This is a genomic window from Devosia sp., from assembly GCF_030689745.1.
In the GTDB taxonomy this organism is placed as follows: domain Bacteria; phylum Pseudomonadota; class Alphaproteobacteria; order Rhizobiales; family Devosiaceae; genus Devosia; species Devosia alba.
The window spans coordinates 1-22,344 of sequence record NZ_JAUYGL010000154.1; the positions used below are offsets into that span (position 1 = coordinate 1).

The 22,344-nt window shown below is 61.0% G+C and carries 19 protein-coding genes; 11 read left to right on the forward strand and 8 right to left on the reverse strand.

Annotation, left to right across the window (positions count from 1 at the left end):
* Nucleotides 1-331: 331 nt before the first annotated feature.
* The 6 genes from Q8O80_RS13570 (at nt 332) to Q8O80_RS13595 (ending at nt 7,514) form a co-directional block, all read left to right on the forward strand.
* The gene (locus Q8O80_RS13570; protein ID WP_305580096.1) at nt 332-1,057 is read left to right on the forward strand and encodes a FadR/GntR family transcriptional regulator; all 726 of its coding nucleotides are present in this window, start codon (nt 332-334) and stop codon (nt 1,055-1,057) included.
* A 108-nt stretch (nt 1,058-1,165) separates the two neighbouring features.
* Entirely contained in the window at nt 1,166-2,302 is a 1,137-nt protein-coding gene (locus tag Q8O80_RS13575; protein WP_305580098.1) for a sugar ABC transporter substrate-binding protein, read from the forward strand.
* A 183-nt stretch (nt 2,303-2,485) separates the two neighbouring features.
* A complete protein-coding gene (locus Q8O80_RS13580; RefSeq protein ID WP_305580100.1) occupies nt 2,486-4,018 on the forward strand; it encodes a sugar ABC transporter ATP-binding protein in 1,533 nt (510 codons plus the stop codon).
* Nucleotides 4,015-5,064, forward strand: coding sequence for an ABC transporter permease (locus Q8O80_RS13585; RefSeq protein ID WP_305580102.1), 1,050 nt, complete (start codon nt 4,015-4,017; stop codon nt 5,062-5,064). The genes Q8O80_RS13580 and Q8O80_RS13585 overlap by 4 nt, the downstream gene beginning before the upstream one ends.
* Before the next feature lie 12 nt (nt 5,065-5,076).
* Entirely contained in the window at nt 5,077-6,036 is a 960-nt protein-coding gene (locus Q8O80_RS13590) for an ABC transporter permease (RefSeq protein WP_305580104.1), read from the forward strand.
* A 413-nt stretch (nt 6,037-6,449) separates the two neighbouring features.
* A complete protein-coding gene (locus Q8O80_RS13595; protein ID WP_305580106.1) occupies nt 6,450-7,514 on the forward strand; it encodes a LacI family DNA-binding transcriptional regulator in 1,065 nt (354 codons plus the stop codon).
* Between the two features lie 135 nt (nt 7,515-7,649).
* On the opposite strand, the gene Q8O80_RS13600 is transcribed toward Q8O80_RS13595, so the two are convergent.
* Together Q8O80_RS13600 and Q8O80_RS13605 are read right to left on the reverse strand one after the other, a co-directional pair.
* A complete protein-coding gene (locus Q8O80_RS13600; protein ID WP_305580108.1) occupies nt 7,650-8,654 on the reverse strand; it encodes an ABC transporter permease in 1,005 nt (334 codons plus the stop codon).
* Between the two features lie 22 nt (nt 8,655-8,676).
* Nucleotides 8,677-9,417, reverse strand: a complete 741-nt coding sequence (locus Q8O80_RS13605; RefSeq protein ID WP_305580110.1) for an ATP-binding cassette domain-containing protein — start codon at nt 9,415-9,417, stop codon at nt 8,677-8,679.
* A 304-nt stretch (nt 9,418-9,721) separates the two neighbouring features.
* Between Q8O80_RS13605 and Q8O80_RS13610 the strand changes: the two genes are divergently transcribed.
* From Q8O80_RS13610 to Q8O80_RS13630, 5 genes are all read left to right on the forward strand, one after another.
* Nucleotides 9,722-10,711 (forward strand): sugar-binding protein, encoded by a 990-nt coding sequence (locus tag Q8O80_RS13610; protein WP_371136205.1) that lies wholly within the window; start codon nt 9,722-9,724, stop codon nt 10,709-10,711.
* Between the two features lie 60 nt (nt 10,712-10,771).
* Nucleotides 10,772-11,746 (forward strand): NAD(P)-dependent oxidoreductase, encoded by a 975-nt coding sequence (locus Q8O80_RS13615; RefSeq protein WP_305580114.1) that lies wholly within the window; start codon nt 10,772-10,774, stop codon nt 11,744-11,746.
* A gap of 167 nt (nt 11,747-11,913) precedes the next feature.
* Nucleotides 11,914-12,861, forward strand: coding sequence for a sugar-binding protein (locus Q8O80_RS13620; RefSeq protein WP_305580116.1), 948 nt, complete (start codon nt 11,914-11,916; stop codon nt 12,859-12,861).
* 119 nt (nt 12,862-12,980) lie between these two features.
* Nucleotides 12,981-14,492, forward strand: a complete 1,512-nt coding sequence (locus Q8O80_RS13625; protein ID WP_305580154.1) for a sugar ABC transporter ATP-binding protein — start codon at nt 12,981-12,983, stop codon at nt 14,490-14,492.
* An 11-nt stretch (nt 14,493-14,503) separates the two neighbouring features.
* A complete protein-coding gene (locus tag Q8O80_RS13630; RefSeq protein WP_305580118.1) occupies nt 14,504-15,502 on the forward strand; it encodes an ABC transporter permease in 999 nt (332 codons plus the stop codon).
* Here Q8O80_RS13630 and Q8O80_RS21590 read toward each other — a convergent pair.
* The 6 genes from Q8O80_RS21590 to Q8O80_RS13655 all read right to left on the reverse strand — a co-directional run bounded on the left by Q8O80_RS21590 (nt 15,426) and on the right by Q8O80_RS13655 (nt 22,309).
* Nucleotides 15,426-16,025, reverse strand: coding sequence for an NAD(P)-dependent oxidoreductase (locus Q8O80_RS21590; protein WP_371136206.1), 600 nt, complete (start codon nt 16,023-16,025; stop codon nt 15,426-15,428). The two genes, Q8O80_RS13630 and Q8O80_RS21590, sit on opposite strands and share 77 nt — an antisense overlap.
* Nucleotides 16,026-16,306: 281 nt before the next feature.
* A complete protein-coding gene (locus tag Q8O80_RS13635; protein WP_305580120.1) occupies nt 16,307-18,220 on the reverse strand; it encodes a glycoside hydrolase family 127 protein in 1,914 nt (637 codons plus the stop codon).
* A 9-nt stretch (nt 18,221-18,229) separates the two neighbouring features.
* Entirely contained in the window at nt 18,230-19,288 is a 1,059-nt protein-coding gene (locus Q8O80_RS13640; protein ID WP_305580122.1) for an ABC transporter ATP-binding protein, read from the reverse strand.
* Nucleotides 19,285-20,112 carry a carbohydrate ABC transporter permease gene (locus Q8O80_RS13645; protein WP_305580124.1) on the reverse strand — a complete coding sequence of 276 codons (828 nt, stop codon included), beginning with the start codon at nt 20,110-20,112 and terminating at the stop codon, nt 19,285-19,287. Before Q8O80_RS13645 ends, Q8O80_RS13640 begins: the two co-directional genes overlap by 4 nt.
* On the reverse strand, nt 20,109-21,011 hold the full coding sequence (locus Q8O80_RS13650; protein ID WP_305580126.1) for a carbohydrate ABC transporter permease: 903 nt from the start codon (nt 21,009-21,011) through the stop codon (nt 20,109-20,111). The genes Q8O80_RS13645 and Q8O80_RS13650 overlap by 4 nt, the downstream gene beginning before the upstream one ends.
* Nucleotides 21,012-21,082: 71 nt before the next feature.
* Nucleotides 21,083-22,309 carry a sugar ABC transporter substrate-binding protein gene (locus Q8O80_RS13655; protein WP_305580128.1) on the reverse strand — a complete coding sequence of 409 codons (1,227 nt, stop codon included), beginning with the start codon at nt 22,307-22,309 and terminating at the stop codon, nt 21,083-21,085.
* Between the last annotated feature and the right edge of the window lie 35 nt (nt 22,310-22,344).

Consider the following 22,344-nt stretch of genomic DNA (forward strand, 5'->3'; position numbering starts at 1 on the left):
TGCAATTGCAACTCATTCGCAAGAAGCGTCTCGCGCTTTGGGAGGCCGACACAATTGGCGCGTTACACAAAGGATGCGCTCAATCACCCAATGTCCGAGTTCAAAGAGCGCATCTCTGGTCCTTCTGATGGGGCCAGAGCCTACTTCAAACTGGACTAGGCGCAGGGGCAACGTCACGTCGTATAGAAAACGCGTCGGTCAGCACCGATTTGCTAATTCCACGCGCTATATCATTTATATTAATTGATTGACGCCGGTAATTCGTCGGGCTAAGTGTTTTGTCCAACAAATAGACAGAGCGGCAGTGACACGGGGTCTGGGGGCAGATTTGGTGAAAGTCGACGGCCCCGACAGCATCGCGGTGATACGTACGGCACCCTCTGCCGTTGATGTGATCGTTGCTAATATTCGCAATCTGATTTCCGATGGCGGCCTCCGCGTCGGCGATAGCTTGCCGACGGAACGTGAGCTTTGTGAACGGTTTCAGGCCAGCCGGAATACGGTGCGCGAAGCCATGCGCATCCTCAAGGCCTATGGCATGGTTACGGTGCGGCCCAAAGTCGGCGCGACCATTATCGATGATCGCATGGAGCGGGTTTTTGATCTGTTCTCATTCAATACGCTGGAAATTTCGCGCAAGAGTTTTACCGACATCCAGGGGTTTCGCAGCCTGATCGAAGTAGTCTCGGTGGACCATATCTTCGATAATGTTGGACCAGAAGACACCGCCGCGCTTCGCGAAATCAATGGTCGACTGCGCCACGTCCATACTATTCCTGAAGCATCGGAAATCGACTTCCAGTTTCACCTGCGGCTGATTTCGGTGCTCAACAACCGGGCCGTGCACGACGTCTATCGCATGATGAAGCCGGTGATCATCCGCATCATAGAAAAGGGCAAGTCGCGGCAGGATTTCGCCGAGGGCACCTATAGCCAGCATCTGGCCATTATCGAGGCGATCGAGGCGCGAAACCGCATCAGCTACCAATACGCGCTGCAGTTTCACCTGCAGCTCGGGTTCAATAATTTCGACGATCCGGGTGAGGAGAGCGCCTGATTGTCAGGCGTCTGGAGGGGCGCGAGGAGGAATGGGAGGGCCGCGCGATTTAGGAGAACCGCGCCGCCTGATCATAGCGTGAGATACGCTTTATAACGGGAGGACGACATGAAGTTTCTAAGTCTCGCAACACTGGCGGGCGCCAGCCTGCTTGCATCGACCAGCCTGACCATGGCCGGCCCGGAGATCGTTTCCGGTCCCGGCGTTGACCCTGCCTGCTTTGCGGCGTGGGATGCCGACACCAAGTTCATGCAGTGGCCGGCCGCCGAAGGCCCCTATCGCATCGCCGTTGTGAACGGCTTTGTGGGCAATACCTGGCGCATCCAGATGATCAAGACCGCCAAGGCCTATGCCGAGGACCCGTCGGTCAAGGACAAGATCGCCGAGTTCAAAGTGGTCTCGACCGGCACGGACGCTCCGGCACAGCTGGGCGCCATCGAAGACTTCATCAACCAGGGCTTTGACGCCATCATCACCATCGCTGTTTCGCCCGACGGGTTCGACCGCGTGATCCGCCTCGCTGACCGCGAGAACGTGGTGCTGGTGCCGTTCGACAATGTGCTCGACACCGATGCGGTGATGCAGGTCAACGAAGACCAGACAGAGATGGGCCGCCAGTGGGCGCAGTTCCTGATCGACGAGCTGGCTGCGCAGGGCGTGACAGGCGGCAAGATCCTCGAAGTGCGCGGCCTGGCCGGCAATTCGGTGGACCGTGACCGTTCGGCCGCCATCCATGCTGCGTTCGAAGCCACCGGCGGCGATTGGGAAATCGTTGAAGTGGTCGGCAATTGGGATGACGGCACCGGCCAGAAGGTGACCGCCGACGCGATTGCCGTGCATGGCGAATTTGCCGCCGTGGCTGCACAGGGCGGCACCACGGGCGTCGTCCAGGCGCTGATCGACGCCGGCCACAAGATGGTCCCCATCGCCGGCGAATCCGAGAACGGCTATCGCAAGCAGCTGGCCAATCTCTCGGGCGATGGCCTCAAGGGCATCTCCATCGGCCAGTCGCCAGGCCTTGTTGCCATTTCCATCAAGGCCGCTATTTCAGCGCTTGAAGGCAATGTCATGCCGCAGCTGATCTCGGTTCCGCTGCCGGTCGCCACCTATGACCAGCTCGAAGACGGCGTCAACTACTGGTCCGATCTGCCGGACAATTTCTTCACCGTGAACGAATTCCCGCCCTGCGGCGTGAATATTTCGGGCCCGGCGATCATGTCCCAGAGCGAAGCTGACGTGAGCTAAGCGTCATCGGAAAGGCGGCGCCGGCCCCTTACCGGCGCCGCCACATGTCTTACGTGACCACCCAGGAGCCAATCGGTTTTGATTCTCAAAACCGCCGCTCCAGGTCTTATTTGCCGCGCTTCCGAACCCAATAGGTGACGTCCACCTATTCCGGAAGCGCTCTAGTTGAAGGGCTAACAAGCCATGTCCGACCGCCCTCTCGTGCAGCTCAGCGGCATTTCCAAATTCTTTTCTGGCGCAAGGGCGCTCGAAAACGTCGATTTCTCCTGCCATAGCGGCTCGATCCACGCTGTCCTGGGGGAAAATGGCGCGGGCAAATCGACCCTGATCAAGATCATTTCAGGCGTGCTGCGGCCCGATACGGGGATTCTCAATCTCGATGGCGCGCCGATGGAATTTGCCAATCCGGCCGAGGCCAGCGCCGCCGGGATTGTCTGTATTTTCCAGGAACTTTCGCTGGTGCCCGACCTGACGGTCGCGGAGAATATTTCCCTCGCCACGCCGCCGCGCCGCTTCGGACTGATCGATGCGCGCGCCCAGCGCCAGCGCGCTGAAGAGCTTCTAGCGCGGATCAAATGCGAGGACGTTGACCCCAATGCCATGGTGCGCGACCTGTCGCTGTCGCGGCGGCAGATGGTGGAGATTGCCAAGGCGCTGGGCAAGAATCCGCGCCTGCTTATTCTCGATGAGGCCACATCGGCGCTGACCAGCCGCGATGTGGAAACCGTCTATGGGCTCCTGGCCGATCTCAAGGCGGACAATGTCGCCAGCCTCTTTATTTCCCACCGGATGCACGAGGTCGAACGGCTGTGCGACACACTGTCGGTGTTTCGCAATGGTCAGCATGTGGAGACCTTTGCCAAGGGCGTGCGCAGCGACCGCGACATTGTGCGGCTGATGATCGGGCGCGAAGTGGATGCACATTTCCCGCCCAAGCCGGTGACAGGGAAACGAGCGCCTCATCTCGTCGTGGAGCAGTTGCGCTGGGAAAACCGGCTCAAGGGCGCCAGCCTCAATGTAGGCAAGGGCGAGATCGTCGGGCTGGGCGGGCTTGATGGGCAGGGGCAGAAGGAATTGATGCTGGCCCTGTTCGGCGTGTTGAAGGGCGTTGAGGGGCGTGTCGCGGTCGGCAGCACATCCGGAGTGCCCGGCTCGCCGGCCGTGGCCAAATCGGGGCGCAGCCGCATTGCGCTGGTGCCCGAGGATCGCAAGACCGAAGGCCTGATGCTGCCTATGTCCATCGCCGACAATTTGCTGGCAGCGTCCTATTCCAAAGTGTCGCGCGGGCCGTTCATTGACCCGGCGCTGGAGCGACAGGCAGTTGCGGATGGCATTGCGAAATTGCAGATCAAGATCGGGCGACCCGAAGATGCGGTGGCGACGCTTTCGGGTGGCAACCAGCAGAAGGTGGTTATCGCCAAATGGCTGATGACTGATCCGGAACTGATCCTGCTCAATGACCCGACGCGCGGCATTGATGTGGGGACCAAGCAGGAAATCTACCGGCTAATGCGCGAACTGGCCGACGAAGGACGGGCGATCCTCTTTTACTCGACCGATTATGCCGAGCTGATCGGCTGCTGCGACCGGGTGGCCGTCATGTATGACGGGGCCATCGTCACCGAGCTTTCGGGCACGGAGATCAATGAGGAGGCGATCATCGCCGCGTCGCTCAATATCGATGCCACAGGGCCTCTGGCCGGAGCCAGCGCATGAATAGTCTCTTGTCCAGCCTCGCCATTTCCATGCGGCAGAACCGGGGCTTTTATGGCGCCCTGTTCCTGTTGAGCGCGATTTACCTGATCTACAATATCCTCCACCCGCGCGGCTTTTCGAGCGCGGTGTTTGTGCAGAATGCCAATGAATCGGTGGCGATCGTTTTCGTTGCCATGGCCCAGACCATTCCGGTGCTGATGGGTGGGCTCGACCTTTCCGTCGGCGCGGTGATGACGCTGGCCTCGTGCATTGCCTCGGTGCTGGTCAATGGTTCGCCCCTGCAGATCGTCTTCGGCATGATCGTCACGCTGGCCTCGGGCACCGCCTTCGGCTTCGCCAATGGGTTGATCATCGTCTATGGGCGGCTGCAGCCGATTATCGCCACGCTGGCCACCGGCGCCATCGCCATGGGCCTCGCGCTCTTCATCCGGCCCAAGCCGGGCGGCGATATTGATGGCGATCTCAACTGGGCGCTGACCAATTCGCTCTGGGATTTCGTCGATACCTATCAATTGTTCGATCCGGACGCGCTCTGGTTCCAGCCAATTGCCTGGATACCAACGCCATTCCTCATCATCATTGTCGTGGCCGTTGTGGTCTGGATCCCGTTCCGGCGCACGGTCACCGGACGGACCATCTATGCCATCGGCTCGGCTGAGGGCCCGGCCTATATGTCGGGCCTGCCGATCAACCGCGCCAAGATTGCCGCCTTCACCCTCTCGGGCTTTTTCGCCTCGTGCGGCGGGCTTTATCTGGCCATCCAGACCGCCTCGGGCAATGCTGACATCACCCAGGCCGGTGCCTATACGCTCAATTCCATCGCCGCCGTTGTGCTAGGGGGCACTTCGCTTTTGGGTGGCATTGGCGGGGCCATTGGTTCGCTGATCGGCGCGCTGATCCTGCGCGTCATCTCCTTCTACTTCCGCATCCTGTCCATCGACCCGCTGCTGCAGCCGCTGGTCGAGGGTCTGGTTCTGCTCGCAGCGGTCAGCCTGGGCGCCATTGGCGTGCTCCGGGTCAAGAACCGTCTCGATCTCTTCCGCTAGGGAAATTTGGCCATGTCATTTTCGTTCGCCAGTCTCAAACCGGAAGACAAGCCGGTCCTCATCGCCTCGGGCTTCGTGCTGGTCATCCTGCTCGTCGGCACCGTCTATACGATGGCCACGCAGGGCAGTGCGCCGCTGCTGTCGCCCAATTACCTGCTGCAGCAGTTACAGACCGGCTCTTTTCTCGGCATTGTCGCGGCCGGAATGATGATGGTCATCCTGCTCGGCCATATCGACTTGTCCATTCCCTGGACCGTTGCCGCCGCGGCCATGATGGCGACGACGGTGGGCGGGGACATGGCGCTGCCCACCGGCATCGCGGTCGGTATCACGGTCGGGCTCGTCAACGGGCTGGGCGTGGCCTATCTGCGCATCCCCTCGATGATCTTCACCCTCGGGGTGGATTCCGTGCTGCGCGGCTTGATGGTCTGGCACACGGGCGGCTTTGCCCCGCAGGATCAGGCAACGCCCATCATGCGCTTCCTCGCCGCTGACAAGATCCTCGGCATTCCCGTCGCCATTTTCGTCTGGGTCGCGGTGTCCCTTGTCATCGTGCTCATCCTCGGGCGCACCGCCTTTGGCCGCGCCGTCTATGCGACGGGCAATCGCGAAGGCGCCGCCTATCTCTCGGGCATCCGCACCCGCTGGGTGATCGTGGGCGCCTTTGTCATCTCGAGCGTCTGTGCCGCCATGGCCGGCATCCTCCTCGCCGGTTATTCGACCAAGGCCTACCAGGGTATGGGCAATGCCTATCTGCTGCCGGCCATCGCGGCAGTCGTCATCGGGGGCACGCGCATTCTCGGCGGCCAAGGGCGCTATGCCGGCACGGTCGTCGGCGTCACTCTCATCGTGCTGCTCAATTCGGTCCTCTCAATTATGCAGATGCCCGAGGCCGGGCGGCAGGTGATCTATGGCTGCGTCATCGTCGGGATGCTGCTGGTCTATGGCCGGGGCAATAAGGTGGTTTCATGAGTTCCAAAACTGGAACCAACACTCTGCGATATTGAACCGAAACCAAAAATCAGGGTGCTACTTTTCACCCCAGCCTTTAGAGCCATGAAACTGGAGTACTCGCCCTCGCGAATGACGCCTCTGCCTTTGACCCTATGACATCCCTCACCAGCCGCTAAAATGACGCACGGCCGGACGGCGGTGTACGGGATGGCCGTTTGGCAGGCACAAGCATAAACTCGGGCGAATGATGGATAGCCAAACCCTTCCTTCCGGTGGTTGATGAAGTCGGGTCGGATCCCGGGATTTTTGTAAAAGGCCAGCACTTTCTGGAGTTGCGGTCGCGCAGAAATTGCGCAGACCTTGACTCGACCACACTAGACATTCACCTAGAACCTCTTGATCGACGTCGAGCCGCAACTTCAGGCAATTTAATGGTAAAATCAAAGCGACAGGCCGCGGGCACGCGGCCGACAATGATGGATGTGGCAGCGGCAGCCGGCGTATCTCAGGCGACGGTCTCGCTGGTGCTCAGCGGAAGTAAACTGGCGCGATTGACCGATGCGACCCGCCGACGCGTCATGGAAACGGCCGAACAGCTCAACTACAAATTCGTGCGTCGCGGTCCGAGAACGACTGGCCAGGCGACCATCCTGTTCATTGCCGACGAGGCATCGACGGATCCCTGGATGTCATTGGCCTTTGAAGGCGTGCGCGACAAGGCCCTCGAGTTTGGGGTCAACGCCCTGATGGCGGTCAGCCATGCCGACGCCGATCTCGAGACCAGCATCCTTTCGAGCCTGAGGGACCAATCGATCCTGGGCATTGTCTATGGCACTATTCTTACTCGACAGGTCGGCCTTCCGGCGGCCTTTGGAGCGCATCGGACGGTTCTGGTAAATTGCTACGATGAACAAGGTGCGCTCCCGGCCGTACTGCCGGCAGACCTGCTGGCCGGCCGGGTGGCGACCGAACATCTGATCGGGTTGGGCCGACGGCGCATCGGGATGATCAATGGGCAACAAGGCCTGGACAATCCACGGGACCGGCTGCGAGGCTACAAGCAGGCGCTGACGAGCCACGATCTCGCTTTCGACGCTGCATTGGTGAAGCCGGGCAATTGGGAGCCGTCATCGGGCTATGCCATGACGATGGAACTCATGGCGCAGGACAATCCACCGGATGCGATTTTCTGTGCAAACGATCTGATGGCGATGGGGTGTTTCGAAGCGCTGAAACAGCTGGGCCGGAAAATCCCCGAGGATGTTGCGGTGGTCGGTTTCGACGATCGCGAAATCGCCCGCTTCCTGCATCCGCCGCTCACCACCATGGTGCTGCCCCAATATGAAATGGGGCAGACCGCGGCGGAATTGCTGCTCGACAGCGCTGGGGGCCTGACCACCGGACCCAATCGCATCAAAGTCGAGTGCGAGCTGATCCAGCGTGGGTCGACCCTGGGCGCCAAGCAGCTTGCCGGTGTGGCAGAGCCGGCCGAGTAGAGCATTTCCAGCAAAAACTTGGAAACGGCTTCTGGTCGGAAAACGCGACAGGCAAAAAATTGGATCATTTCACCGTTTCAACGAAATGATGAAATGATCCAGAACCGGGCCGCCAGCCCGTGGCGGTCCGCCTTGTCAGTCGGACGAGCGGGCGCTGCGGAAGCGATCGAAAGCGACCGCTATGACTATGAACGAGCCGACAAATGCTCCCTGCCAGAAGGTGCTGATCCCGAGGAGAATCAGGCTGTTTCTGATCACCTCGATCAACAGCGCGCCGACCACGGCGCCAAAGGCGGTCCCCACGCCGCCCGCCAGATTGGCCCCACCGATCACCGCTGCCGCGATGACGGACAATTCCATTGCCTGACCGAGATTGGTGGTGACGCCGCCCAGCCAACCCACTTCCAGCACGCCGGTCACGCCCGCGGTGAAGGCGCAGAAAACGTAAACCGAAACCTTGAGTTGCTTCACCGCGATGCCGGTCAGCTTGGCCGCTTCTTCATTGCCGCCCATGGCGAACAGATGCTGCCCCCAGCGCGTCCATTTGAACGCGAAGCCAGTAACCAGCGCCAGCACCGAGAGGACGATGAGGGGGTTCGGCAAACCCAGTGTGGAACCGCCACCCAAGGCCAGCAGCATGTCATGGTCAGGTCCGAACTCGTACATCATCTTGTTGTTGGACAGCACCATGGCCAGGCTTCGTGCCACTGAAAGCATGCCGAGGGTGACGACGAAGGCCGGCATTCCGGCATACGCGATCAAGAGGCCATTCGCGAGGCCTACCAGCACGGCCACCAGCAATGCTGCAGGAACGCCGATCCAGATCGGCAGCCCGGCGGCCATGATGACGGCCACTGTCATGGCGGAAATCACCACGGTGGATCCAACAGAGAGATCTATGCCGCCCGATGCAATGACCGCGGTCATTCCGATGGCAATTATGCCGACGAAGGCAAAGTTGCGCGACACGTTGAAGAGGTTTCTTTCGGTGGCAAATGTGTCGGTCATCAGCGTCAGCGCCACGCAGGCAAGCAGGGCGGCGAGAAAGACCCAGAAAGTCTGGTGACCGGTCAGCCGGGAAAGCGCCGTGCGGTTTTGCGAGGCGCCGATGACTTCTATCAGGGTAGAGTTTGTCGACATCTGGATTGGTCCTTGATGATAATCAGGCGGCCTCGATTGCGCCGGTGATAAGCCCGGTGACTTCTTCGGGCGAGGAGGCGGCGGCGCGCTTGTCGGCGACCAGACGGCCTCTGCGCAGCACGGCGATCCTGTCCGCCACATCGAAGACGTCGGGCATGCGGTGGCTGATCAGCACCACGGCAATGCCGTGGTCACGCAGGTTGCGGATCAGATTGAGCACCTCGGCCACCTGGCGCACCGAAATGGCGGCCGTGGGCTCGTCCATCAGTACAATGCGGGCGTCCGAGAGCAGCGTGCGTGCAATCGCCACCGCCTGGCGTTGGCCGCCCGACATGCGCCGCACCAGATCGCGTGGACGGGTTTCAGACTTGAGGCGCGCGAAAAGCTCCGCCGACCTGCTGCGCATCCCTGCATAGTCCAATAGCCGCAGCGGCCCGATGCGATGCGTCAGCTCGCGGCCGAGAAAGACATTGGAAGCGGCCGACAGGTTGTTGCAAAGCGCCAAGTCCTGATAGACGACCTCGATCCCGGAGCGCTGCGCATCGCGCGGCTTGTGAAATGCCGCCTTCTGGTCGCCGACATAGACTTCGCCGCTGGTCGGGGCGAAATTGCCGGCAATGACTTTGACCAGGGTGGATTTACCGGCCCCGTTATCCCCCATCAGTCCCACTACCTCGCCTGGTTCGATCACCAGCGAAACATCGGTCAAAGCGTGGATCGCCCCAAAGTGCTTGCTCACGCCATTCAGTCGCAGTGCGCTCATGCGCCTCCCTTTCTGACTTACTCACCCCAGTCCAATCAGTGGGCTCGCTGGCCTGTTTCCTCCTGCCAGCGCCCTCCCCTTCAACAAGACCGCCAATTCACGCTTGACGGCCCCGCTAATTAGATGCTGATATTAGCACATAATATGAATAAATCACCAGTGATCTGCTTAATACCGCTCGATCAGGGCGGAGAAACAGGCGAGGGGCTTAGGCCTGTCTCGTCTCGTGATCAACAATGGGGGAAATCCGACCACCAGTCGGAGCATGGACCGGGAAGCCGGTCATCAACGGGAGGAACTGAATTTGACATACGTAAATCATCTCGCCATCGCAGCGGCCGTGCTGGCCCTTGCGGCTGGCCCGGCCCATGCCCAGGACAAGAAGACCTTGGCCATCGTGGTGAAGGGCCTCGACAACCCTTTCTTCGAGCAGATCAATCTTGGTTGCCAGGACTGGGCCGCCAACAATCCGGACTCGGAATACGAGTGTCTCTATACCGGGCCGGCCTCCAGCGCCGATGAATCGGGCCAGGTGCAGTTGGTCGACGATCTGGTAACGCGCGGCGTGGCAGCCATTGCCATATCGCCGTCCAACGCACCGGCTATGGCAAACCGGCTCAAGGAAATCGCGCCGCAGATCCCCGTGATGACGGTGGATGCGGACCTTTCCGAGGCCGACCGGTCCTTGCGCGCCACATTCCTAGGCACCGACAATTACCTGATGGGCGTGATGATGGCTGAGCAGGCCCTGCGGCTCAAGCCCGATGGCGGCACGGTCTGCCTGCAGTTGGGCAATGTCGCGGCGGACAATATCAACGCTCGCGCCGCCGGTTTCCGTGACACCATTGCCGGCGCCGAAGGCACCGATCGCCTGAGCGGGGAAGCTGGCTGGAGCGAAATCGAAGGCTGCCCGGTCTTTACCAATGACCAGATCGATCTGGCCAACCAGCAGATGGCGGACGTATTCACCTCCAATCCGGATCTGGATGCCTTCATCCTGATTGGCGGCTGGGCCCAGTTCGCGCCCCAGGCCTATGCACAGGTCACCGATCAGGTCATGGACCGGCTGATGAGCGATGAACTCATCATCATCGCTGGCGACACGTTGCCACCGCAGGTGCAGGCCTTCAACGAAGGGCGCAGCCATGTCCAAGTTGGTCAGCGGCCGTTCGAGATGGGCCAGCGCTCCCCCGATGTGATGATCCAGCTCATCAATGGCGAGGCTGTCGAAGACCCGATCTATACCGGCCTCGATGTCTGCACCCGCGAAGAGCCCGGTTTCTGCGCACAGTAAACGGGACATATCTGGCGTGGCGCCTCGGGCGCCATGCCGCTCGATGCAAGGGGCATTGGCGTGAAATTACTGGTCACCGGCGTAACCGGCAAAGTTGGCGGCAATTTTCTGCCTGCATTCCTCGCGGCCGAAAGGTTTTCTGGTTGGTCCATCAGGGCGATCTGCAACAACCGCGTGGTGGAGCATCCTGGCGTAGAAATTGTCCGCGCCTCCCTCGCAGATGCCGATGCCATGTTTGCAGCAATGGAGGGGGTCACACATGTCCTGCATATGGCCGCGGTGAAGGAGTCGCCGCTTCTGGCGATGGAGGTTGGTGTCGGGGGCATGTTCAACCTGCTCGAAGCGTTCCGGTCTACGCCGGGCACACGGCAGTTTGTGCTGCTCGGTGGCGATTGCACTGTCGGGCACATGTTCCAGCGCTATGACGAGCCGATCACCGATGCCGCGCCGCGCCGCGCCTATCCGGGCTGCTACGCGCTGACTAAGGTGCTCGAAGAGGTCATGCTTGAGCAATATGGAATCCAGTACGGCATCAATGGCTGCTGCCTGCGCGCACCCTGGATCATGGAGAAAGATGATTTCCGCTTTGCGCTGAGTTTCAGCGACCAGTTTGGCGGGCCACCCTGGAGCGAGCTAATTGATGCAGGGGCTGTAGCACGGCACGCACAGGCGGCGAGTGTGCCCTTGCTGCGCGACGCGCGTGGCGCCCCACTGCGGCGCAACTTCATCCATGTCGACGATCTGGTCGGCGCCATTCTGACGGCATTGGACCATCCGGCCGCGGCCGGTCAACTTTTCAACATTGCGATGGATGCGCCGGTCGATTACGGCGAGGTGGCGCAGTATCTGAGCGCCACCCGATCCCTGCCGGTGGCCGAGATCGACACACCCTTTCACAGCAACTGGCTCGACAATGCCAAGGCTCGCCTACTGCTGGGCTGGAAGCCGCAGGTCGATCTGCAACGACTCATCGAACGGGCATGGGACTACGTCCGCGCGCCCGATGACCCGCGCAAGGTCTGGTACCCTGGGTAGCAGCATGCGCACCACTTAATATCCAATGTTCCGGCGCACATTCCATCAACGGGAGCCTGCCCGGATCGGCGGATATAAACCGCTCGACGGCAAACGGTTTGGCGCCGAGCAATTCAACGTCGTCGCGGAGCGCCAACAACAAAGCGCCTGTGACATGGGAGGATAATATGAAAGTCAAACTTGCCGTTTCAATCGCGGCCGTGGCCACTGTCGTGGCGGCACCCGCATTTGCTCAGGATAAGCCACAGCTGGCCTTTGTCGTAAACGCGGCTTCTGATTTCTGGAAGTTGGCCGAAGCAGGCGTGGCTAAGGCGCAGGGGGAACTGCCTGGCTATGATCTGCAGTTTCGCTATCCTGCGCAAGGCACGGCAGCGCTGCAGAATGCGCTGATGGACGATCTGGTCGCCGCCGGCACCGATGCCATCATGATTTCTTCGGCAGATCCGAAGAACTCCATCGATGCCTTCAACCGCATTGCGGCGCAGGTGCCCCTGTTCACCACCGACAGCGATGCGCCCGACAGCGATCGCATCGCCTATCTGGGTTCATCCAACACCCTGGCAGGCGTTCAGGCCGGTGAGATTGCTGTGGCTTCCTTGCCCAATGGCGCAAAATGCATGGGCTTCGTCGGCTTCCTTGGGGCCGATAATGCCATCGAGCGCATTGCCGGCTTCCGCCAGGCCGTCGAGGGTTCGGGCATAGAACTGGTCGATGTCCGTGGCGATGACGTGGACTTTGCGCGCGCCCGCTCCAATGTCGATGACGTGCTTGCGGCCAATCCCGACATCAACTGCATGGTCGGATTCTATTCTTACAACCCGCCCAAAATCTACGAGGCCCTGCAGGCCGCCGGCAAGCTGGGAGAGATCACGGTTGTCGCGTTTGACGAAGACCCGATCACCCTGGGCGCCGTGCGCGAAGGCAGCTTTGCCGGCACTGTTGTTCAGGACCCATACCAGTGGGGTTACCAGGGCATGCACCTGATGGCAAAATATCTCGAGGGTGACACTTCGGGCGTGCCGGAAGACGGGCTGATCATTGTTCCGACCAAAGTTGTCGACCAATCCAATGTCGATGCCTTTGAGGCCGAACTCAAGGAGCGTATCGGCGGGTAATCCTCCCAGCCAGCGCAGCCGCACCGGGTCGGTTTCTGACCCGGTGCGTGCCTGTCCATGCGATGAGTCTGTTGAGCGGCACCCCCGGTGCCGTTGCCGCTTTTTCGGGTTGCCTGAACATGAATGCCCATGACACGAAGCACCCACTGTTGGTGCTTGAGAACATCTCGAAGGTCTATCCCGGTGTGGTGGCCCTCTCCAACGTTACCCTGTCGGTCAGGGCTGGCGAGGTGTTGGCGCTAATCGGAGAGAACGGAGCCGGAAAATCGACGCTGATGAAGATACTGGGCGGGGTGATCGCGCCCAGCTCCGGCAAAGTCATCATCGACAACGTTGCCCACGACCATCTCACGGTAACCCAGTCGCAGGCGGCCGGGATTGCCTTTGTGCACCAGGAACTCAACGTCTTCGACAATCTCGACGTGGCGGCCAACATGTTCCTGGGTCGCGAAATCCGGGGTGGCGCTCTTCGCCTGCTTGACCTCAAGGCTATGCGCGATGCGGCCCATCCCCTGCTGGCGCGGGTGGGCGCCACGTTCCGGCCTGAAACTTCTGTGGCCGAGCTGTCGCTGGCCGAGCGGCAATTGCTTGAAATTGCTAAGGCGCTCTCCATCGATGCGCGCGTGGTCATCATGGACGAGCCAACCTCGTCGCTGACGCTATCGGAAACGCGGACCCTGATGAAGGTGATCGCCGACCTCAAGGCGCAGGGTATCGCGGTCATCTACATTTCCCATCGCCTGGGGGAGGTCGAGGATTGCGCCGACCGCGTCTTCGGATTGCGCGACGGCCATGTCGCGGGTGAGCTCAGCCGCGACGAGATCAACCATGACGCGATGATTCGCCTGATGATCGGACGAGATCTAAAATCGCTTTATACCCCGCCGACCCGTGCAGTTGGCGACATCATCCTCTCGCTCAAGGGCGTGCGGATCGGCGCTAACCCGCGGGCTCGTGCCGACTTGGATCTGCATGCGGGCGAAATTCTGGGCTTGGCCGGGTTGGTCGGCGCTGGCCGAACCGAACTGGCCGAAGCCGTCTTCGGAATTGCGCCAGTGCTCGAGGGCGAGGTGCTCCTGGCCGGACAGCCGTTCCGTGCCTCCTCGCCGCGAGAGGCGATCCAGGCTGGCGTTTACCTTGTGCCCGAGGATCGCAAGCGCGCGGGCCTCGTTCTCGAGACATCGATTTGCGAAAACATCTCGCTGGCCGATTTCCAGTCGGTGAGCCGCAACGGCCTGGTCTCGGGAACGAAGGTTGCCGAAAGGGCCGAGGCGCAGCGCGCCCGGCTCGGCATCAAGGCCGCTGATGTGCAGCGCAATGCCGCAGAACTGTCAGGGGGCAACCAGCAAAAGGTTGTGTTGGGCAAATGGCTCTCGATGAAACCCCGGCTCATTATCTTTGACGAGCCGACGCGGGGCATCGATGTCGGCGCCAAGTGGGAAATCTATAAGCTCATGCGGGCTCTGGCCGAGGCCGGTGTCGGCGTGATGATGATTTCGAGCGACATGGAAGAGGTCATCGGTGTCTCTGACCGTATCCTGGTGCTCCGGGAGGGTGAGGTCACCGGCTCGCTGCCACGCTCGGAGTTCTCCGAGCACAATGTTCTCAAGCTTGCCGTCGGCGCACATTAAGGGGAAGAAGAATGCACAAGAAAGACATGGGACTGGCGCTCCTAATCATCGTGGTGGGTGCCATAGTCTATATGCGCAACCCCCTGTTCCTCTCGCCCATCAACCTGGGCAATACGGCAAACCTGATTGGCCTGTTCGGCCTCTTCGCCATTGGGCAGGGCTTTGTCATCATGACCGGCGGGATTGACCTCTCCGTGGGTTCGATGATTGCCCTGCTCGGTGTCCTCTTTGTCGATATGGTGGGCCGGTTCGGCGTGCCCTGGCCGCTGGCCATGCTGATAACCATCGGCATCGGCACGCTGATGGGTCTGGCGCATGGATTGCTCATTACCAAACTGAAGATGCAACCCTTTGTGGTGACGTTGTGCGGCCTGCTGATCTACCGCGGCGTGGCGCGCGGCTATACTGGTGAGGCCACGGCAGGCTTTCCATTTGGGGTCAGCTATCCGGAACTGGAATGGTTGACCATCGGCCGCTCCTTCGGCATCCCGCATTCGTTCTATGCGATGATCATTATCGGTGTGATCTGCTGGTTCGTGCTGCATCGGTCCGTGTTTGGGCGGCACCTGCAGGCCGTCGGCAAGAACGAGGATGCGGCCCGCTATTCCGGCGTAAGGACGGGGCTCGTCATCACCGCGGCCTATGTCACCTGCGCCGTGTTGACATCGATTGCCGCCATCTACTTCGCCATGTTCACCCGGTCGGTGCAGCCGTCTTCACATGGCAATTTCTATGAACTCTATGCCATCGCGGCGGCAGTGCTGGGGGGCTTCTCGCTCCGTGGCGGTGAGGGCTCGATCGTCGGCGTCATTCTGGGAGCGGTGCTGCTGCAGCAATTGCAGAACCTGGTGAACCTGCTGGGTATTCCGTCTTCGCTCAATTTTGCAGTTATGGGTGGGGTCATCCTGGCCGGTGTTCTCGCGGACCAGCAGTTCAACCGCTACCGCCAGAAACGCCGCGCTGCGCGTGCGCTGGATGGGCTCGGTAACGTGGCTGCTGCACCGAGTTGAATGTGTCTGGCCCGTCCATTCTGAGACAAGCGATCGTGCTGCGCAGTGGAAACTCAGCCGGCGGTTGCCGTCTTTGTTGGTAGCCCAGGCTGCGATCGACAGTGTGGTGAACAAGCTCGCCGTTTTCGAAGCGTCGGATATTGGCGGCCATCTCCCTGACCGCCATATGCTGATAGGTTGGCGCCGCAACATGCGGCGACAGCCGGATTTTGGGGTGTGTCGAGAGCGGGCCTTCGGCTAGCAGCGGCTCGATGCGGAAGACGTCGAGCGCTGCACCGCTGAGCTTGCCACTATCGAGCGCAGCGATCAGGTCGGCATCGACAACGTGGCCTCCGCGAGCTCCATTTATGAAGAGGGCGCCATCTTTAATCGAATCGATCAGTTTTTTGTCGACGATTTCTGACGTTTCCGGCGTAAGGGGTACGCGAATCCAGTGACCTATGCCAATCTCGGCATTGAAAACTCGGAAGCTGAACAGGCCGCTCAGTCGTAAGCAGCACTGCGAGATTGGGCACTGCTCAATCTCGCTTCAGCAAAGGCGTCCGGCGGAAACGTCACGGAGCTCAATCGTCCCCAACTGGGTTCGAAGCTGCCATTCTTGGCGAGGAGTTTGGATGACCGAAAGAGGTGGGCAGCCGCCAAGGGTCAGATCGGCTGTCCGCTCACCTCTGCCGCCTTTTTGAACGATAGCGGTTCCTTGGCAAGAAGACTTAATTGAGCTCTGCCACAACAGAGCCCTAGGTCGGCTCCTTGCGCACGTCACCATGAAAGGCCGGCAAATCGCCATGTGATGCGCGCTGATTGTCAGCCCGGTTGCTCCGGCACCCAGACCATCATGGAGCCCTGCCCTCGGTTGGACCAAAGGTAGTACGGGATGGCCACCAGGCTCGTCGGCGTCTGAAGGGCTGGGGTGGTGCGATAGAGGGTTTTCCAGTCGCCCTCGTCGATGGCGGTCCCTCTGGCTGTGAGGGTGACTATGCCGCCAAACAGGTCCGCTCGCGGTTCGGCCAGGAGCTCGGCACTACGTGGCAGCTTGATGCGCTGTACCCTGCCGCCGGGATTGTCGAACTCCTCAAGGCAGTAGACCAGCGGGCCGCGCTTCAGAGCAACTCGACCAGCATCCATTATGACGCCGGGATGAGCATAGAGCCGGGTCGGTGGCATAGGCAGATCGAGGGTGACGCGGTCGCCGGCCTGCCAGGTGCGGTGGATGGTGAGATAACCGCGCTTCGCCGCGGCGACATCCGCCTCCTCCCCGTTGACCTGGACCTTGGCACCCTGGCACCAGCCGGGGATGCGCAAGGCGAGATCGAAGGCTGCGGGCGTTTCCGGGTCGACACTGATGGCGATGTCGCCCGACCAGGGATAGTTGGACACCTCGCGCAAGCCGACCTTCACACCGCCAATCTCGACGTCCGAGGCTATGCCGCCATAGAGGTGAAAGGCCACGCCATCCTCGGCCACTGAGAGGAAATAGCCCCCGACCGAGGCGACCAAGCGACTGACATTCATGGTGCAGCAGGGGCACGTATGCCAGTCCCAGCGGGTCGGGGTGCCATCGCTTTCGAGTGGATTGGCATAGAAATAATGCTCGCCATCGCGGCTGAGGCCGCTCAGGGCGCCGTTGAACATGGCCAGTTCGAGAATGTCGGCATATTTGCCGTCGAGGTCGAGATGCAGCATGCGCTGCGCCCAAAAAATCAACGCCACCGAGGCGCAGGTTTCAGCATAGGCGGTCTGGTTGGGCAGGTCGAAATCGTGGGTGAAACCCTCATTATGCGCCGACGGCCCGAGGCCTGCCGTCACATACATCTTGGTCTCCATCACATCGTCCCACAGCACTTCGCAGGCGTGTTTGAGACCGGCATCGTCGAGCTCGGCCGCCAGGTCGGCCATGGCGGTATAAAGGTACATGGCGCGCACGGCGTGGCCGACCACCTTGTCCTGCTCGCGCACTGGCTTGTGGCTTTGCGAATACTCGTAATTGGCAAAGACATAGGGTTGCTTGCTGTCGCCGCCTTCGCGCCGCTCGCGCTCGACATCGAAATAATGCGGCGGCTGCCGGCCGCGTTCATTGATGAGATAGGCGGCAAAATCGAGGTGCTTCTTTTCGCCGGTGAGATAATAGAGCTTCATCAGCGCCAGCTCGATTTCCTCATGCCCGTCATAGCCGCGGCGTTGGCCTGGGCCGGTGCCGAAACTGGCATAGATGTGGTCGAGATAGCGCTCCATCACGTCGAGGAAGCGCCTTCGGCCAGTCACCTGGAAATAGGCGACGGCGCCCTCAAGCAGGTGTCCGGCATTATACATTTCGTGGTTGTCGCGCAGATTGGTCCAGCGCTTGTCCGGCTCGCGGCCAAGATACCAGCAGTTGAGATAGCCATCCGGGGCTTGGGCCTTTTCGAGATCGTCGATCGCGGCCTCGATCTTGGCTTCGATGTCCGCATTGCGGCGATGGGCCAGGGCATAGCTGGCCGCCTCGATCCATTTGCCGACATCGCTGTCCCAGAACACCTGGACGGTAAAGCCATTGGCATGGCGCGGAAAGCGCAGCGGCGGTGGCGGATTGGGGAGCTTGAGGGAATCGAGGATGCCGTACTCGCCCAGCTTCTTGTGCTGGCTGGGAACAGTGCGGTCGAGCACGGTGTCGAGACGCTCGTGCCAGAACTGGCCCTCGAGCTTGACCTGGGAGAAGGGGACGGGGGCGTAGCGGGACATGGCAAAACCTTAGAGTGCGATCCCGCTCTGGGGATCAAAGAGATGGATTTTGGTCGGGTCAATGCGCAGGCCAATGCGATCGCCCGAGGCGAGGCTGGTGCGCTCGGACTGGACGAGCTGGAAATTGCCATCGGGCGAGGTGAGATAGGTGGCCGACCCGGTCGACTCAACGACGCCGATCTCGAGATGGAACGTGGCCGCGTCGCCCACCACATCGAGATGTTCGGGACGCACGCCCACGATCACCTCGCGGCCCGGTTGGAGGCCGCGATCGAGCGGCAGCGTACCGGCGCCATCGGCCAGCATGACGGCATTGCCGGTCTCGGCGATATGGCCGGGCAGGAAGTTCATCGCTGGCGAGCCGATAAAGCCGGCGACGAAGCGGTTGACAGGTTTGTCATAGAGATCGAGCGGCCGTCCCTGCTGCTCGATGAGCCCATCGCGCATGACCACGACCCAGTCGGCCATGGTCATGGCCTCGATCTGGTCATGCGTCACATAGACCGAGGTGGCCCCGAGCCGGTCATGCAGGGCGCGGATTTCCTTGCGCATCTGCACGCGCAGCGAGGCGTCCAGATTGCTTAGCGGCTCGTCGAACAGAAAGGCCTTGGGATTGCGGATGATGGCGCGGCCCATGGCCACGCGCTGCCGCTGGCCGCCTGACAGCTGCCGCGGATAGCGACCGAGCAGACTGGTCAGCCCGGTGGTCGCCGCAACCTCGGCCGCCTTCTGCCTGGCGTCAGCCTTGCCCACGCCATGCAGGCGCAGCGAATAGGTGAGGTTTTCCTCCACCGTCATGTGCGGGTAGAGTGCATAGCTCTGAAAAACCATGGCGATGTCGCGGTGCCGGGGCGGCACGCCGGTCATGGTCTTGCCGGCAATCTGCAGGGTCCCCGAGGTGATGGTTTCAAGCCCGGCAATCGAGCGCAGCAGCGTGGACTTGCCGCAGCCTGACGGGCCGACCAAGGCAACAAAGCTGCCCTTGTCGATGGTCAGCGATATGCCCTTGAGCGCATGAAAGCTGCCATAGTGCTTCTGGATGTCGCGCATTTCGATCTGGGCGGTCATTTGAGGGCTCCCGAGGTGAGGCCGGAGACGATACGGCGCTGCAGGATGACGAAGGCGACCAGGATCGGCGTCACATAGATCGCCGAATAGGCCATGATGGAACTCCAGTCGGTCGAGTTGGGACCGAGGAACCCGGACAGGCCAACGCTGGCGGGCTGCAGCGACGGGCTCTGGATGATCGACTTGGAATAGATGTATTCGCCAAAGGCGCTCATGAAGGTGAGGATGGCGCAGACGAGGATACCGTTGCGGGCCAGCGGCAGCACGATGAAGAAGAAGGCGCCGACGCGCGAATTGCCATCGACCAAAGCGGCCTCTTCGAGTTCACGCGGCACGCTCATGAAGGTGGCGCGCACCAGCACGACAAAGAACGGCATGGCCTTGGCCGCGGCAGCGAGTACCACCGCGGTGCGCGGATAGTTGAGCAGGCCGACCTGGTTGAAGCCGACAAAGAGTGGCGTGATCATCACCGAGGCCGGCAGTACCTGCAGCATCAGCACGAAGAACAGGCCGACATCGATCCAGTGATTGCGATAGCGGGCCAGCACATAGGCACAGCCGGTGCCCAGCACCACGGTAATGGCCGTGACGCCGCCGGCGATCAGCACCGAATTCCACAGATAGGTCGGCATGGCCCGGCGGGCCCAGACCTCGGGATAGATGCCGAAATTGGCATTGTTGGGCCAGAAGGTGGGCGGATTGGCGAACATCTCCGAGCCGGTCTTGAGGCTCGTGACATACATCCAGTAGAGCGGGAACAGATAGACTGCGGCCAGCGCCAGGGCGACGGTCAGCAGGATCCAGGGGGTATAGGTCCGGGTCATCCGCGCACCTCGTGGCGGGTCGAGCGCACATAGACCACCGAGGCAACCAGCACGAGCAGGAACATCATCACCGACACCGTGGCGCCCTTGGCAAAATCATAGAGCTGGAAGCTGAGCTGCCAGGACCAGTAGCCGGCAACATTGGAGGTATTAGCCGGGCCGCCTTCGGTCAGGGCGGGGAACAGGTCGAACTGTTGCAGCGTGCCGATCAGGCCCAGCGACAGCACGGCGCCGATGGTCGGGCGCATCATGGGCATGGTGATGGTCCAGAAGCGCTGGAAGGCATTGGCGCCATCTAGCTCGGCCGCCTCATAGAGGTCGCGCGAAATGGCGGCGAGCCCGACCGACAGCAGCAGCATGTTGAAGGCTAGGCCCAGCCAGATATTGGCGATGATGACGGCCCAGATGGAAAAATTGGGGTCCGATTTCCAGAACACATTGGCGTCGATAATCCCGAGGGCCTTGAGGATGACGTTGAGCACGCCATAGTCGCCGGCCAGGATAAAGCTCCAGATGCCGCCGACCACGAGGCCCGGCATCACCCAGGAGACGAGGAACAGGCCGCGAATGGTGGAGGCGCCGGGGAAGTTCTGCGCAAAGAACAGCGCCAGGGCGAAGCCCAGCACGAACTGCCCCGCCATGGAGCCGAACACGAAGACCAGCGTATTGCGCGTCACCAGCCAGAATTCAGGCTGCTGCACCACGGCCACGTAATTGTCGACGCCGACAAAGGGCCGGAACAGGGCGCCCAAGGTAAACATGTCCACCTGCTGGAAGCTCATCAGCACATTGTAGACCAAGGGCGCGCCGGCCAAGGCGAGCAGAAAAAGCAGGGCGGCGCCGACCAGCAGGATATCAAACCCCACGCCGTCTCGCAGTCCGCTGAAAAAACGCGACACCGAATCCTCCATCGTCACCGGTACAGAAAGTGCCGGCCAGAGCGTGGCTCCGGCCGGCCTAGTCGGGAGGACTAGTTGAAGATGCCGTCGATCGTGGTCTGGGCCTGGTTCAGCGCGTCCATGGACGACATCTGACCGGTCAGGGCCTGCTGTTCGGCGTCATAAATAGCCTTGGAGATCTTTTGCCATTCCGGGTGGGGCCCGCGCGGCTGGGCATATTGCAGCTGCTCCTGGAAGACGGTGAGGGCAGCGTCCTTCTTTTCGATGCCGGTGACGGGCAGGGCGATATCGCCGCGCGCCGGCAGATTGCCGAACTCGGTGAAGATGCGGTCTTCCTGGCTCACATAGTATTCGAGCAGGCGGAAGGCCTCGTCCGGATGGGCTGTATTGGCCATGATGCCCCAGTTGAAGCCGCCGAGCGCCGAGGAGCGTTCATCGCCTTCCTCGATCGTGGGCAGCAGGGCGACGCCCCAATCGAACTGGGCATCCTCGACCATGCGGTCGATTTCCCACGGTCCGGAAATGGCCATGGCGGCATTGCCCGAGTTGAAGACGCCGGTGGAATCCCACTGGCCCAGGCTGAGCACGTCGCGCGAGGCATAGCCGTTGTCGATCAGTCCCTTCCAGATATCGAGCACCTTTGCGGCACCCTCGGTATTGACCTTGTCGGCGCCGCCGCCGGACATCTGGATGATGGGCAGAAACTGGAACGTGCCTTCTTCACCGGCACGCGCCGAGAAGGTGATGCCATAGACATTATTGGCCGGGTCGGTGAGCTTTTCGGCATAGTCGGCAACCTGCTCCCAGGTCGTCGGTGGCTCGGTCAGGCCGGCCGCGGCGAACAGGTCCTTGTTGTAGAAGATGCCGATCGTGTCGGTATATTTGGGCAGTCCATAGAGCTTGCCTTCCCAGGTGACCGAATTGAGCGGGCCCTCGAAATACTCGGCCTTGCTGACAATCTCGGAATTGGCGACACGGTCGGTAATGTCGAGCATGGCGCCGCGCGACGAGAACAGCGCGAAGTCGGGATTGTCGAAGGAGACGATGTCGGGCGCATTCCCGGTGGCAAAGGCGCGCAGCGTTTCATTGACGATTTCGTCAAACGGCACGGCGCGATACTCGATGACGACATCCTCGTTGGCGTCGTCGAATTCCTTGGCATAGACGTCGGCAATGCCGGGACGGTCGACGCCGTCAATGGACCACACCTTGAGCGTGACCTGCGCCTGAGCCGGCGTGGCTGCGACCAATGCGCCGATGGCCAGACTGGCCAATAGACCTCGTTTAGACAATTGCATTATATCCTCCCTTGCGGCCTTGGCCGCGCTTGTGC

Bases quoted from the DNA above. Each gene is read 5' to 3' on its own strand.
- Q8O80_RS13605 (WP_305580110.1), bottom strand. From the start codon at position 9,417: ATGAGCGCACTGCGACTGAATGGCGTGAGCAAGCACTTTGGGGCGATC.
- Q8O80_RS13575 (WP_305580098.1), top strand. From the start codon at position 1,166: ATGAAGTTTCTAAGTCTCGCAACACTGGCGGGCGCCAGCCTGCTTGCA.
- Q8O80_RS13630 (WP_305580118.1), top strand. From the start codon at position 14,504: ATGCACAAGAAAGACATGGGACTGGCGCTCCTAATCATCGTGGTGGGT.
- Q8O80_RS13655 (WP_305580128.1), bottom strand. From the start codon at position 22,309: ATGCAATTGTCTAAACGAGGTCTATTGGCCAGTCTGGCCATCGGCGCA.
- Q8O80_RS13625 (WP_305580154.1), top strand. From the start codon at position 12,981: ATGAATGCCCATGACACGAAGCACCCACTGTTGGTGCTTGAGAACATC.
- Q8O80_RS13600 (WP_305580108.1), bottom strand. From the start codon at position 8,654: ATGTCGACAAACTCTACCCTGATAGAAGTCATCGGCGCCTCGCAAAAC.
- Q8O80_RS13595 (WP_305580106.1), top strand. From the start codon at position 6,450: ATGGTAAAATCAAAGCGACAGGCCGCGGGCACGCGGCCGACAATGATG.
- Q8O80_RS13590 (WP_305580104.1), top strand. From the start codon at position 5,077: ATGTCATTTTCGTTCGCCAGTCTCAAACCGGAAGACAAGCCGGTCCTC.
- Q8O80_RS13640 (WP_305580122.1), bottom strand. From the start codon at position 19,288: ATGACCGCCCAGATCGAAATGCGCGACATCCAGAAGCACTATGGCAGC.
- Q8O80_RS13645 (WP_305580124.1), bottom strand. From the start codon at position 20,112: ATGACCCGGACCTATACCCCCTGGATCCTGCTGACCGTCGCCCTGGCG.
- Q8O80_RS13585 (WP_305580102.1), top strand. From the start codon at position 4,015: ATGAATAGTCTCTTGTCCAGCCTCGCCATTTCCATGCGGCAGAACCGG.
- Q8O80_RS13620 (WP_305580116.1), top strand. From the start codon at position 11,914: ATGAAAGTCAAACTTGCCGTTTCAATCGCGGCCGTGGCCACTGTCGTG.
- Q8O80_RS13635 (WP_305580120.1), bottom strand. From the start codon at position 18,220: ATGTCCCGCTACGCCCCCGTCCCCTTCTCCCAGGTCAAGCTCGAGGGC.
- Q8O80_RS13580 (WP_305580100.1), top strand. From the start codon at position 2,486: ATGTCCGACCGCCCTCTCGTGCAGCTCAGCGGCATTTCCAAATTCTTT.